General features: G+C 69.2%; 12 protein-coding genes. All 12 read left to right on the top strand.

What is annotated here, in order from left to right; all coding sequences use genetic code 11:
• The first annotated feature begins 39 nt into the window (after positions 1-39).
• The 12 genes from NF556_RS06930 (at position 40) to NF556_RS06875 (ending at position 12,115) form a co-directional block, all read left to right on the top strand.
• Positions 40-1,587: a sugar ABC transporter ATP-binding protein gene (locus NF556_RS06930; RefSeq protein WP_252594808.1), complete on the top strand. Its 1,548-nt coding sequence runs from the start codon at positions 40-42 to the stop codon at positions 1,585-1,587.
• Positions 1,584-2,612 carry an ABC transporter permease gene (locus NF556_RS06925; protein WP_252594806.1) on the top strand — a complete coding sequence of 343 codons (1,029 nt, stop codon included), beginning with the start codon at positions 1,584-1,586 and terminating at the stop codon, positions 2,610-2,612. The genes NF556_RS06930 and NF556_RS06925 overlap by 4 nt, the downstream gene beginning before the upstream one ends.
• Complete coding sequence (locus tag NF556_RS06920) at positions 2,609-3,745, top strand: ABC transporter permease (RefSeq protein ID WP_252594805.1); 1,137 nt, start codon at positions 2,609-2,611, stop codon at positions 3,743-3,745. Before NF556_RS06925 ends, NF556_RS06920 begins: the two co-directional genes overlap by 4 nt.
• Positions 3,745-5,046: a substrate-binding domain-containing protein gene (locus tag NF556_RS06915; protein ID WP_252594804.1), complete on the top strand. Its 1,302-nt coding sequence runs from the start codon at positions 3,745-3,747 to the stop codon at positions 5,044-5,046. The genes NF556_RS06920 and NF556_RS06915 overlap by 1 nt, the downstream gene beginning before the upstream one ends.
• A gap of 69 nt (positions 5,047-5,115) precedes the next feature.
• A complete protein-coding gene (locus tag NF556_RS06910; RefSeq protein WP_252594803.1) occupies positions 5,116-6,039 on the top strand; it encodes a sugar phosphate isomerase/epimerase family protein in 924 nt (307 codons plus the stop codon).
• Positions 6,036-7,169 carry a Gfo/Idh/MocA family protein gene (locus NF556_RS06905; RefSeq protein ID WP_252594801.1) on the top strand — a complete coding sequence of 378 codons (1,134 nt, stop codon included), beginning with the start codon at positions 6,036-6,038 and terminating at the stop codon, positions 7,167-7,169. The genes NF556_RS06910 and NF556_RS06905 overlap by 4 nt, the downstream gene beginning before the upstream one ends.
• Positions 7,170-7,227: 58 nt before the next feature.
• Positions 7,228-8,229, top strand: coding sequence for a sugar phosphate isomerase/epimerase family protein (locus tag NF556_RS06900; RefSeq protein ID WP_252594800.1), 1,002 nt, complete (start codon positions 7,228-7,230; stop codon positions 8,227-8,229).
• Positions 8,230-8,251: 22 nt separating this feature from the next.
• Positions 8,252-9,424, top strand: coding sequence for a cysteine desulfurase family protein (locus tag NF556_RS06895; protein ID WP_252594798.1), 1,173 nt, complete (start codon positions 8,252-8,254; stop codon positions 9,422-9,424).
• Between the two features lie 75 nt (positions 9,425-9,499).
• Positions 9,500-9,778: an AbrB/MazE/SpoVT family DNA-binding domain-containing protein gene (locus NF556_RS06890; RefSeq protein ID WP_252594797.1), complete on the top strand. Its 279-nt coding sequence runs from the start codon at positions 9,500-9,502 to the stop codon at positions 9,776-9,778.
• Complete coding sequence (locus NF556_RS06885) at positions 9,775-10,170, top strand: type II toxin-antitoxin system VapC family toxin (RefSeq protein WP_252594795.1); 396 nt, start codon at positions 9,775-9,777, stop codon at positions 10,168-10,170. Before NF556_RS06890 ends, NF556_RS06885 begins: the two co-directional genes overlap by 4 nt.
• A gap of 145 nt (positions 10,171-10,315) precedes the next feature.
• On the top strand, positions 10,316-11,470 hold the full coding sequence (locus tag NF556_RS06880) for a CapA family protein (protein ID WP_252594793.1): 1,155 nt from the start codon (positions 10,316-10,318) through the stop codon (positions 11,468-11,470).
• Between the two features lie 141 nt (positions 11,471-11,611).
• Complete coding sequence (locus NF556_RS06875) at positions 11,612-12,115, top strand: GNAT family N-acetyltransferase (protein WP_252594792.1); 504 nt, start codon at positions 11,612-11,614, stop codon at positions 12,113-12,115.
• Positions 12,116-12,183 lie beyond the last annotated feature (68 nt).

The raw sequence follows: 12,183 nt of genomic DNA, 5'->3' as shown, positions 1-12,183 counted from the left end.
GACTCGACAAAAGTGTGTGAACCGTGTCATAGTCAGCGTGTGCCGAACGACACTGACGTCGCCCGACCCGGGCAACCCTCGACACCGCCAGCGACCGGGCCGCTGTTGCGGGCCACTGGCCTGACCAAACGCTTCTTCGGTCACGCGGTGTTGCAGGACATCGACCTGGAGCTGCGAGCCGGCGAGGTCCACGGCCTGGTCGGCGAGAACGGTGCCGGCAAATCCACCCTGATGAAGATCCTGGCCGGCGTCTACCAACCGGACGGCGGCACGGTCGAGGTCGCCGGCGAGCGCCGCACCTTCGGCCACCCGGTGCAGGCCCAGCAGGCCGGCCTGGCCACCGTCTTCCAGGAGTTCAACCTGCTGCCCGACCGCAGCGTGGCCGAGAACATCTATCTGGGCCGCGAGCCGCGCAGGGGCGTCCTGGTCGACACCGCGGCGATGCAGCGCGACACCGCCCAGCTGCTCGAGGGCCTGGGCGTGCACAACCTCTCCCCCGCCACGATCGTGCGCACCCTCTCGGTCGCCGAGCAGCAGATCGTCGAGATCGCCAAGGCGGTCAGCTATGACGCCCAGATCATCCAGATGGACGAGCCGACCGCCGCGCTGGCCGACCACGAGGTCGAGTTGCTCTACGGCATGATCCACCGCCTGCAGGCGCGCGGCGTCGCCATCCTCTATGTCTCTCACCGGCTCGCCGAGCTGTTTGACCTCTGCGAGACGATCACCGTCCTCAAGGACGGCCGCCACGTCGCCACCCGCCCCGCGGCCGAGCTCACCGAGGCGTCGCTGGTGCGGATGATGGTGGGCCGCGAGATGTCGGCCTTCTTCCCCGACCCCGTGCCCGGCACGACGCCAGGCGCGGACGTGCTCACCCTCTCCGGCGCGGGCAACGGTCACGTCGACGGCATCGACCTCACCCTGCGCGCTGGCGAGATCGTCGGACTGGCCGGGCTGCAGGGCTCGGGCCGCACCGAGTTGGTCGAGGGCGTCTTCGGTGCCCAGCCGTTCACCCGCGGCCACATGTCCCTCGGGGGCACCGCCGTGCGGATCAGCTCGCCGCGTCAGGCGATCCGCAAGGGTCTGGCCCTGATCACCGAGGACCGCAAGGCCAAGGGCCTCTCGCTCAACCAGTCGATCCTCGACAACGCCCTGGGCGTCGTCCGGGCGGTCTTCCCCCGGCGCACCTCAACCGCCAGATCGGGTATGCCGAGGGTCCTGTCCTCGATGGCCGTCTCGGCCCGCGGGATGGACCAGGAGGTGCAGTTCCTCTCTGGTGGCAACCAGCAGAAGGTCGTCCTGGCCCGGTGGCTGAGCACGAACCCGCACGTGATGCTGATGGACGAGCCGACCCGCGGCATCGACGTGGGCGCCAAGCACGCCATCTATGAGCTGATGCGCCAGTTGGCTGCCGACGGCGTGGCCATCCTGATGGTCTCCAGCGAGCTGCCCGAGGTCATCGGCATGTCCGACCGGATCCTGGTGATGCACGAGGGCCGGCTGGCCGGCGAGTTGCCGGCGGGGTCCTCCGAGGAACAGATCCTGGCGCTGGCCACCGGAGCGACCCAGGAGGGCGACCTGTCATGAGCACCCCTGTCACCCGCCGCCGCAGCGTGCCGATCACCTCGACCGGCATCGTCTTCATCGTCCTAGTGCTGACGATCATCGCCGGTGCGATCCTGACCGCGATCGCCGGGCGCAACTTCTTCAGCCCGGGCAACATCTCAGCGATCCTGACCGGCACCTCCATCCTCGGCTTCATCGCCATCGGGCAGACCCTGGTGATCCTGGCCGGCAGCCTGGACCTGTCGGTCCCCTATGTCACCAGCCTGGCCAGCCTGCTCGCCGGTGTCCAGATGGCCGGACAGACGGGCAACATCGTCCTCGGTGTCGTCGTGGCCCTGGGCGTCTCGGCCCTGATCGGCCTGGTCACCGGGCTGGTGGTCGCGGTGCTGGACGTGCACGGCTTCATCGCCTCGCTCGGCATGGGCCTGATCCTGGCCGGCTATCTGGGCAGCAACTACAAGGGCTCAGCCGGGTCCGCACCACGCGAGTTCCGGCTGATCGGTGCCACCAACATCGGCCCCGTCCCGGTCTCCACGCTGATCATGCTCGCCTGCGCGGCCCTGGTCATCCTGCTGCTGCGCCGCACCCGCGCCGGCCATCACCTGTATGCCGTCGGTGGCAACCGCGAGGTGGCCCGGATGTCCGGCCTGCGCACGGTGACGCCCGTCGTCATGGCCCACACGCTCTGCGCGCTCCTGGCGGGCATGGCCGGCCTGCTGCTGTTGGCCCGCCTCAGCGTCGGCAGCCCGACGATCGGCTCACAGGGCGGTTATGACCTGATGTCGATCGCCGCGGTGGTGCTCGGAGGCACCGTCCTGGCCGGCGGCAAGGGCAACATCCTCGGCACCCTCGGCGGCGTCGCGATCTTCGCCGTGATGGACAACGTGATGGGCGTCATGGAGGTCAACCCGTTCCTCAAGGACGTGGTGCGCGGCATCGTCATCGTGGCCGCCGTCGCCGTCTATGCGCGCCGCACGGCCGGTCGCCGACCCGCCCGCTTCGAGAAACCGAGCCTGGCCGACGCGGCACTGGAGGAGGCACGATGAGCACCCGCAGCTTCACCGAGCCGACCTCCGGCCGCGCCCCCGTCCTGCTCGCCGAGCACCAGGGCAGCCGGCTCCAGCGCCTGGCCCGCACGCTGGGCACACCCGGCGGCGCCGTCTTCGTCCTGGTCGTGGTCCTGCTCGTCGCGATCATCATCCAGAACCCCAACTTCGGTGAGCCCGGCTCACTGATCCGGTTCATCGGCCGCACCGCGCCGATCGCGATCGCCGCCATGGGGCAATACTTCGTGATCGTCGCCGGTGAGTTTGATCTGTCGATGGGCTCGGTCGTCACCCTGCAGGTGGTGGTCTCGGGCAACCTGATCGCCCAGGACGAGTCCAAGATCCTGCCGGTCATGGCCCTGATGCTCGTCCTCGGCGCCCTGGTCGGACTGATCAACGGGCTGGCCACGACGCTGCTGCGGGTCCCGAGCTTCATCGTCACCCTGGGCATGATGCTGGCGCTGTATGGCCTGGTCATGTACTGGACCGGTGGCGCGGCCACCGGCAACCCGGTCGACAGCTTCCGGCAGATCGGCCGCGGCGGCATCCGTGACGTGCCGGTGCTCGAGATCATCCCCTATCCCGCCATCATCCTGGTGGTCCTGGCCGTCATCGCCGTGTGGCTGATGCGCCGCCCGTTCGGCCGCACGCTGGTCGCTGCCGGTGACAACCCCGAGGCCACCCACCTGGCCGGCGCCCCCGTCTGGTGGGTGAAGACCCGAGCGTTCATCCTGTCCTCGCTGGCGGCCACCGTTGCGGGCATCATCCTGGTCGGCTACGCCGGCGTGCACCCCTCGGTCGGGCGCGGCTACGAGTTCACCGCCATCACCGCGGTGGTGCTCGGCGGGGTCGTCCTCGGCGGAGGGCGGGGCTGGGTGCTCTCAGCCGCAGCGGGCGCCTTCGCCCTGGAGCTGCTGTTCACCCTGCTCAACTTCATGGGCGTCGCCTCCACCTGGCGCGACAGCGTGCAGGGCATCATCATCATCCTCGCCGTCGCCGCTGCCGGGAAGGCGTGGCGCGGCAGCCTGCGCCCCCGCCGCCGAGGCGGCCCCCCACAAACACCCGGCGAACCCGCCGGGGACTCCACCGGTCCCAACCAGCCCGTCCCGGGCACCACCACAGGAGAGAACTGATGCGCAGAAAGATGATGACCGCCCCCCTGGCGGCCGTGGCGGCGCTGGCCATGTTGGCGGCGTGCTCCACCGACGATTCACTCGATGACCCGGCGGTCGCCGAGTCCGCCGATGAAGGCGCTGATGAGGGCGCTGACGAAGGCGCCGACGACGCACCCGCCGATGACGGTGGCGAGGCCACCGACGACGGCGAGGCCGAGGGCGGCGAGGAGGGCTCCTCGGACGACTGGTTCGACCAGGCGGGCTATGACACGCAGTATGAGCAGCGTTCGGCCACCTTCGAGGGCGACGAGTCCCAGCCCTACCTGCAATACATCGACGGTCCGATGACCGACACCTCGGCGTTTGCCGCCGAGGGCCCGCACAAGGTCTGCTTCTCCAACGCCTCGATCGGCAACCCGTGGCGCCAGACCGGCTGGATCACGATGAACGAGCAGCTCAAGGCGCTGCAGGACTCCGGTGTCATCTCCGAGATGGAGACCCGCGACGCCCAGGACGACGACAACACCCAGATCGCCGACATCGACTACTTCATCGCCGAGGGCAACTGTGACGCCTTCGTCATCTCCCCCAACTCCACCGCGGCGATGACGCCGGCCGTGGAGCGGGCCTGTGACACCGACAAGCCGGTGGTGGTCTTCGACCGTGGTGTCGAGACCGACTGCGCCACCACCTTCATCCACCCGATCGGTGGCTACGCCTGGGGCATCGACACCGCCGAGTTCCTCGTCGACAACCTCGAGGAGGGCGACAAGGTCGTCGCGCTGCGCATCCTGCCCGGCGTCGACGTCCTCGAGCACCGCTGGGCGGCAGCCGAGAAGATCTTCTCTGAAAGCGGCATCGAGGCGACGGACTACTTCACCGGCGCCGACCCGACCGAGATCAAGAAGATCATCAGCGACGAGCTGGCCACGGGCGACGTCCAGGGCATCTGGATGGACGCCGGGGACGGCGCCGTCGCAGCCATCGAGGCGTTCGAGGACGCTGGCGCGGACTACCCGGTGATGACTGGTGAGGACGAGATGAGCTTCCTGCGCAAGTGGGAGGACACCGGTCTGACCGGCCTGGCCCCGGTCTACTCCAACTTCCAGTGGCGCACCCCGCTGCTGGCGCTGGAGCAGATCTTCGCCGGCGAGGAGGTCCCCACCGAGTGGGTCCTGCCGCAGAGCCCGATCACCGAGGAGGAGCGCGGCGACTACCTGGCCGCCAACGAGGGCATGCCCGACGGTCACTACGCCAAGTTCGGTGGCGAGGACCTGGCCGGCTATCCGCAGGTGTGGCAGGAGCGCGTCATCCCATGACCGACCGCTGACTGAGCTGACGGGCCCGCCCACTGCGGCGGGTCCGTCAGCACGGCACACCTTCCTCTCGTGAACAAGGAGTCACCGTTGCGTGCCCTCGGCGTCAACACCTGGGTCTGGACCTCACCACTGACCGACCGCGACCTGCCCGCACTGCTCGGACGGATCGCCGAGATGGGCTTCGATGCGGTCGAGCTGCCGCTGGAGAACCCCGGCGACCTGAGCGTGCCCGCGGTCGCGATGGCCCTGGCCGACACGGGCCTGACCCCTTATGTCGTCGGCGCGATGGCTCCCGGGCGCGACCTGGTCGAGACCGAGCCCGCGCACGTGCGAGCCACCCAGGACTATCTGCGAGCGTGCATCGACCTGGCCGAGGGCATCGGCGCAACCGCGGTGTGCGGCCCGTTCTATGCCGCCACCGGCAGGGTCTGGAGACTCTCCCCCGAGCAGCGCGTCTCTGCCTATCCGCAGTGGCGGGAGAACCTCGCACCGGTCGCCGAGGTCGCCCGGTCCGCCGGGGTGCGGATCGGCATCGAGCCGCTGAACCGCTATGAGACGTCTCTGATCAACACCGTCGACCAGGCGCTGGAGGGGCTCGGCGACCTGCTCGGGCAGGGCGTCGGCCTGGCGCTGGACACCTATCACCTGAACATCGAGGAGCGGTCCTCGGCGGACGCGATCCGCCGGGCCGGGGAGCACCTGGTGCACGTGCAGGTGTGCGGCAACGACCGCGGTGCACCCGGTGGGGACCAGACGAACTGGCCGGAGTTGCTGGGCGCCCTGGACGAGGTGGGTTACGCCGGACCGCTCAACATCGAGAGCTTCACCGCGCAGAACGCCTCCATCGCCACGGCCGCCTCGATCTGGCGGCCACTGGCAGCGACCCAGGACGACCTGGCGACCAGCGGGCTGGCGTTCCTGCGCGAACTGACCGCATCTGCGCGAACTGACCGCGTCGTCACCGACGACACCGACCGAGGGGGAACCTCATGACTGATCCGACCAGGACGCTCGGGGTGGCCGTCGTCGGCTACTCCTTTATGGGGCGCGCGCACTCCAATGCCTGGCGCAACGTGGGTGCCTTCTATCCGGGTGTGCCGCAGGTGCGGATGCAGACCCTCGTCGGGCGTGACGAGGCCAAGGTTGGTCAGGCCGCCGCGGAGCTCGGCTGGGCCGGGACCGCCACGGACTGGCGCAGCCTGCTGGACCGCGACGACATCGACATCATCGACGTGTGCACTCCCGGCCACCTGCACGCCGAGGTCGCCCTGGCGGCGCTGAAGGCCGGCAAGCACGTGCTCGTGGAGAAGCCCCTGGCCAACTCCGTCGCCGAGTGCGAGGAGCTGGTCGCCGCCGCTGCGGCCTCCTCGAGCCGGTCCCTGCTGGGCTTCAACTATCGCCGGGTGCCAGCGCTCGCGCTGGCCCGCGAGCTGGTGCGCGACGGTCGCATCGGCACGGTGCAGGAGGCCCGCATCAGCTATCTGCAGGACTGGCTCAGCGACCCGCAGGCCCCCATGACGTGGCGGCTGCGCAAGGAGACCGCGGGCTCCGGCGTGCTCGGGGACCTGGGCTCCCACGCAGTCGACCAGCTGCACTACCTGCTCGGCGAGCACGTCACCCAAGCCAGCGGCACGCTGCGCACCTTCGTCCCACAGCGGCCCGGTCCGGACGGGACCGAAGCGGTCACGGTCGATGACGCGGCCTGGGCCACACTGCATACGGCATCTGGTGTGGTTGCCAGTCTCGAGGTGAGCCGCGTGGCCACCGGGCGCAAGAACGCCCTGGCCATCGAGCTCTATGGCACCACCGGGTCCCTGCGCTTCGATCTGGAGCGGCTCAACGAGCTCGTGCTGACCGAGGCCGGCGACGCCCGCACTGCCGGCGCCAGCACGATCCTGGTCACCGAGCCCGAGCACCCCTACGTGGAGGCCTGGTGGCCGGCCGGCCACGTGCTGGGCTGGGATCACACGTTCACCTCGCAGGCCGCAGATTTCCTGCGCGCCATCGCAACTGATGATCCGGTGCACGCCACCTTCGAGGACGGTCTGGCCGCGCAGCGCGTGCTCGCCGCCATCGAGGCCAGCCACGCACGCGGCGGGACGCTGACCGACACCGGCAACTGATCCGCATACTGCCCTGACACCCTGACCTGACACCCTGGACACGACGAAGGAGAGCATCATGGGACGCCGCTTCACCCTCTTCACTGGCCAGTGGGCCGATCTCACCCTCGAGGAGGTCGCCGAGCTCGCCGCCAAGTGGGGTTATGACGGGCTGGAGATCGCGGTCTCCGGCGAGCACCTGGACGCTTGGCGCTGGGACGACGAGGAGTATGTCGAGGGGCGGCTGGACATCCTGCGTCGCCATGGTCTGGGGTGCTGGGCGATCTCCAACCACCTCAAGGGGCAGGCCGTCTGCGACGACCCGATCGACGAGCGGCACCGCTCGATCGTCGGCTCCCGGGTGTGGGGCGACGGCGACCCCGAGGGGGTGCGGCAGCGCGCCGCCGAGGAGCTCAAGCTGACCGCAAAACTCGCGCAGAAGATGGGCGTGGACACCGTCGTCGGGTTCACCGGCTCCTCGATCTGGCAATACGTCGCAATGTTCCCGCCGGTGCCGGCCGAGCGGATCGAGGCGGGCTATCAGGACTTCGCCGACCGGTGGAACCCGATCCTCGACGTCTTTGACGAGTGCGGGGTGCGGTTCGCCCACGAGGTGCACCCGAGCGAGATCGCCTACGACTACTGGTCGACGGTCAAGACACTGGAGGCGATCGGGCACCGCGAGGCGTTTGGTCTCAACTGGGACCCGAGCCACATGCTGTGGCAGGACATCGACGTCGTGGGCTTCATCACCGACTTTGCCGACCGGATCTATCACGTGGACTGCAAGGACACCCGGATGCGGATCGGCAACGGTCGCAACGGGCGGATGGGCTCGCACCTGCCGTGGGGCGACCCGCGCCGCGGCTGGGACTTCGTCTCGACCGGGCGCGGCGACGTGCCGTGGGAGGACTGCTTCCGGGCGCTGTCCGCCGCCGGTTATGGCGGGCCGATCTCGGTGGAGTGGGAGGACGCCGGCATGGACCGCCTTGAGGGTGCTCCCGAGGCGCTGGCGTTCCTGAAGAAGTTCGACTATTCCCCCGCGACCGCGTCGTTCGACTCGGCGTTCAGCCAGGACTGACAGGGAGCACACGGGGAGGCAGGTGAGCACCGTGGCAGCCGATCGTGCCGGCGCCGGGGTCGTCTACCTCGACCACAACGCGACGACCCCGGTGGACGCGTCGGTCCTGGACGCGCTGCTGCCGTGGCTCTCCGAGGGGTTCGGCAACCCCTCGAGCACGTATGCCCGCGGGGTTGCCGCCCGGGAGGCGCTGGAGGATGCCCGGGGACGGGTTGCAGCCTTCGTCGGGGCCGCGTCTGAGGAGGTCGTCTTCACCGGGTCCGGCTCGGAGGCCGACCTGCTGGCGGTGCGGGGTGCGGTGCTGGGCCTGCACCCGGCAGGGCCGGCTCGACCGCACGTGGTCACCCAGGCGACTGAGCACCCGGCCGTGCTTGCCGCGTGCGATGAGCTCCAGCAGTGGCACGGGGTGGACGTGACGGTGTTGCCGGTGGATCAGCACGGACAGGTCACCGCTGCTTCGGTGGCCGAGGCCATCACCCCGGCCACGGTCCTGGTCTCAATCATGCACGCCAACAACGAGACCGGCACGCTGCAACCGATCCAGGACATCGCAGCCGTGACGCGTGAGTCGGGCGTGCTACTGCACACAGACGCGGCCCAGTCCGCCGGCAAGATGGCCCTGGACGTCGCGGAGCTGGGCGTCGACCTGATGACGATCGTCGGGCACAAGATGTATGCGCCCAAGGGCATCGCGGCGCTGTATGTGCGTGACGGCGTGGCCCTGCACCCGGTGATCGGCGGGGGCGGGCAGGAACGGGGTCTGCGCGCGGGGACCGAGAACGTGGCCTTCGCCGTCGGGATGGGCCGCGCCGCCGACCTGGCCGCGGACGCCCTGACCCGTGGCGAGAGCGCTCGGCTCACCCGGTTGCGTGATCTGTTGGAGGAGCACCTGAGTGCATTGCTGCCGGGGCGGGTGCACCTCAACGGTCACCGGGACCAGCGCCTGCCCAACACCCTGAATGTGAGCATCGACGGCACCCGAGCCCTGAGCATGCTGCCCCACCTCGATCTGGTCGCGGCCTCCGCCGGGTCGGCCTGTCACGCCGGGCAAGATCGCCCGTCACCTGTCCTGGAGGCCATGGGCCTGTCTCCCGAACGAGCCCTCGGCGCCATCAGACTCAGTGTGGGTCGGTGGACGACGGAAGCCGATGTCGTGACCTCGGCCCGGGCCATCGCCGACGCGGCCGGTCGCTGACGCCGCCTCCACAACCCCTCCGCACGATTCCTTACGTTCCGGTAGAATGAAAGGACAAGTGTAGGAGGAGTCACCATGTCATCAGCGACCATGACGAGCAAAGGCCAGATCACGGTCCCCAAGGTTGTCCGGGATGATCTCGGTCTGGTTCCGGGCGCCAAGGTGCTCTTCGTCAAACTCGGCGACGGACACTATCGGCTGGTCGCCCGCACCGGAGAGGTGTCGGACCTGGCCGGGATGCTGCACCGGGAGGGACAGCAACCACTCTCCCTCACAGATATGGACGAGGGCATGGCTGCGGCCGCTGCTGAGAGCGGTAACGCCGGGACGGCACGTGCCCGGGCTGATGAATGATCGGTCTCGACACGAACGTGCTCGTGCGCTACGTCGTGCAGGACGACAACGCGGCCTTCGCTGTCGCTGCGCGCGTCATGGATCAGCTAAGTGAGGAATCGCCCGGCTTCATCACCCAAGTGACTCTGGCTGAGTTCTACTGGGTCCTCTCGCGGTCCTACCACTATCCCCGAGATACGTGCCTGGCCGCCGTCTCACAGTTGGTCTCGACGCGTTCCCTGGAGTTCGACGATGGTGAAGGGGTCGTGCGCGCACTCACTCTTGCCGAGGCCGGGGCCGATTTCCCGGATGCGTTGATTGAGGCAGCCATGGAACTGTTCGGGGTGACCGAGACCGTGACCTTCGACCGGCGCGCTGCCCGAGCACTCGGGTGGAAACTCCTCACGGACTGACCCGCCCTCTGAGCCGCCAGCGACCCGGCGATTGGGGTGACTGGGCAGACCGCGTTAGCCTCGGTCGACTCAGTCACCTGCTTCGGGGGATCATCTCGTGTCACGACCGCGCCACCGGGTTCCTGCGCGCCCGGCCAGCCGCCCTGTGCTCGTCACAGGCGCGCTGGTGCTGGCGCTCTGCACCCTCTCGGCCCCGCTGTCGGGCACCAGTGGCGGGAGCAACCAGCCCTCCCCTGCGCCGCCCCAGGCGGCCAACTCGAGCGAGCCCACTGAGGAGCCTGAGCCCGCCGAAGCTGAGGCCGTTCCGGAGCCCACCACGGAGCCGGCGGATCCGCAGTCCACACTCTCCCCGGACACAGAGGTGCGCCTGGCCGTCGTGGGCGACATCATGCTCGGTCGCAAGGTGGGTGACCGGATCCAGGCCCAGGGCACCGATGCGGTGCTGGCCGGGGTGCGCGAGGAGCTGCACGACGCCGACCTGACCATCGGCAACCTGGAGAGCCCCCTGTGCACCGGTGGCACCGCGGATGACAAGGCGTATCCACTGCGGGCCGACCCCTCGTCCCTGGACGTGCTGACCGACGGGTCGTTCGACCTGGTCAGCCTGGCCAACAATCACATCCTCGACTTCGGGCCCGAGTGCATGGACTCCACCACGGGGTTGCTCGAGCAGGCGGACATCGCCCACGTCGGCGTCGGCCAGACCATCGAGGCGGCCCGTGAGCCGGTCATCCTCGAGAGCAACGGGATGCGCATCGCCTTCCTGGCCTATCTGCAGATGCCGGTCGAGCGCAACGGTTTTGACTCGCAGGAGTGGACTGCGACCGACACCACGCCCGGACTCGCCTGGGCGGACCCCACGGTGATCGCCGAGGACGTGCAGGCGGCACAGACTGACGCCGACCACGTGATCGTGTTGCTGCACAGCGGCTTTGAGTCCACCGAGCACCTCAGCCCCGAGCAGCAGGCCGCCGGCAACGCAGCGCTGGGGGCCGGCGCGACCGCCGTGCTCGGTGCGCACCCGCACCAGTTGCAGGCGGCTCACGGCCGTGACGACGGCAGCTTGGTCGCCTGGAGCCTGGGCAACTTCGTCTTCGACTATCCGAACGGCTGGACCGAGTCCGACAGCGCCGTGCTGCACCTGACCCTCGGCCCAGAGGGCGTGCGCGAGAGCGCGTGGAGCCCGGTCCTGATCCAGGACGGCTTCCCCACCGCGGTCAGCCCCGACGAGGCCGCCGGTGCCCGGATCCTGGGTGAGGTGGACCGGATGAGCCAGGAGTATGCCGAGTCGTTGCGTTGATCCTGCGCCTCGCCACCACCGACGGTCCAGTGGGCATCGCGAAAATCGGTTGCCCCGTGCCGCTCGCCTCCTAGGATCAGTGTCATGTTCTGTTCCTGATGCCGGTCCAGCCACTCTTTCGACCCATCGAACGGAACACCCATGCCCTCAGACCTGATGGCCCTGCCGCTCGCCGGGCGCCCAACCGCCCCCGCAGCACCCAACGCACCAACCGCCGTTACCTTGCGATCCGTCTCCCCCGCCGACCGTGACGCCCTCGCCGCCGCCTACCTCGCGGCATACCCGGCTGGTGTTGCTGCCAGCGACCTGGCCGAGGCGCGACAGGAGATCGACGACACCTTCCAAGGCGAGTTCGGCACGCTGCGACCCGACGCGACCACGGTCGCCGTGCACGCGGGCCAACCCGTCGGGGCGATCCTGGTGGTCGAACGATCCATCTGGGACCCGGAGCTGGACGGGCCCTTCATCATCGACCTGTTCGTCCACCCCGACGCACAGGGGCTGGCCGTCGGTCGAGCGCTGCTGGACCACGCCATTCACGCCTGTGCGCTGGCCGGCGACGCAACCCTCTCGTTGCGCTTCGGCGAGGGCACGTCACCGGCCGCCCACGCCCTCTATGAGCGGGCGGGCTTCCAGCGCCTCTGACTCCGAGTCGTTGATCGACCCTTCCAGTCTGCCGCGACGTGCGCCTCTGCAGGTGACGGCCCGCAGCC

Origin of the sequence: Ornithinimicrobium faecis, assembly GCF_023923225.1 — a bacterium.
Taxonomy (GTDB): Bacteria; Actinomycetota; Actinomycetes; order Actinomycetales; family Dermatophilaceae; genus Ornithinicoccus; species Ornithinicoccus faecis.
The sequence above is the reverse complement of the archived record's forward strand: the minus strand, read 5'-3'. Positions and strand labels throughout refer to the sequence as shown.

What these genes read in the sequence shown, in the direction of transcription:
- NF556_RS06925 (WP_252594806.1), top strand. Translation starts at nt 1,584, where the DNA reads ATGAGCACCCCTGTCACCCGCCGCCGCAGCGTGCCGATCACCTCGACC.
- NF556_RS06920 (WP_252594805.1), top strand. Translation starts at nt 2,609, where the DNA reads ATGAGCACCCGCAGCTTCACCGAGCCGACCTCCGGCCGCGCCCCCGTC.
- NF556_RS06915 (WP_252594804.1), top strand. Translation starts at nt 3,745, where the DNA reads ATGCGCAGAAAGATGATGACCGCCCCCCTGGCGGCCGTGGCGGCGCTG.
- NF556_RS06905 (WP_252594801.1), top strand. Translation starts at nt 6,036, where the DNA reads ATGACTGATCCGACCAGGACGCTCGGGGTGGCCGTCGTCGGCTACTCC.
- NF556_RS06900 (WP_252594800.1), top strand. Translation starts at nt 7,228, where the DNA reads ATGGGACGCCGCTTCACCCTCTTCACTGGCCAGTGGGCCGATCTCACC.
- NF556_RS06890 (WP_252594797.1), top strand. Translation starts at nt 9,500, where the DNA reads ATGTCATCAGCGACCATGACGAGCAAAGGCCAGATCACGGTCCCCAAG.
- NF556_RS06885 (WP_252594795.1), top strand. Translation starts at nt 9,775, where the DNA reads ATGATCGGTCTCGACACGAACGTGCTCGTGCGCTACGTCGTGCAGGAC.
- NF556_RS06875 (WP_252594792.1), top strand. Translation starts at nt 11,612, where the DNA reads ATGCCCTCAGACCTGATGGCCCTGCCGCTCGCCGGGCGCCCAACCGCC.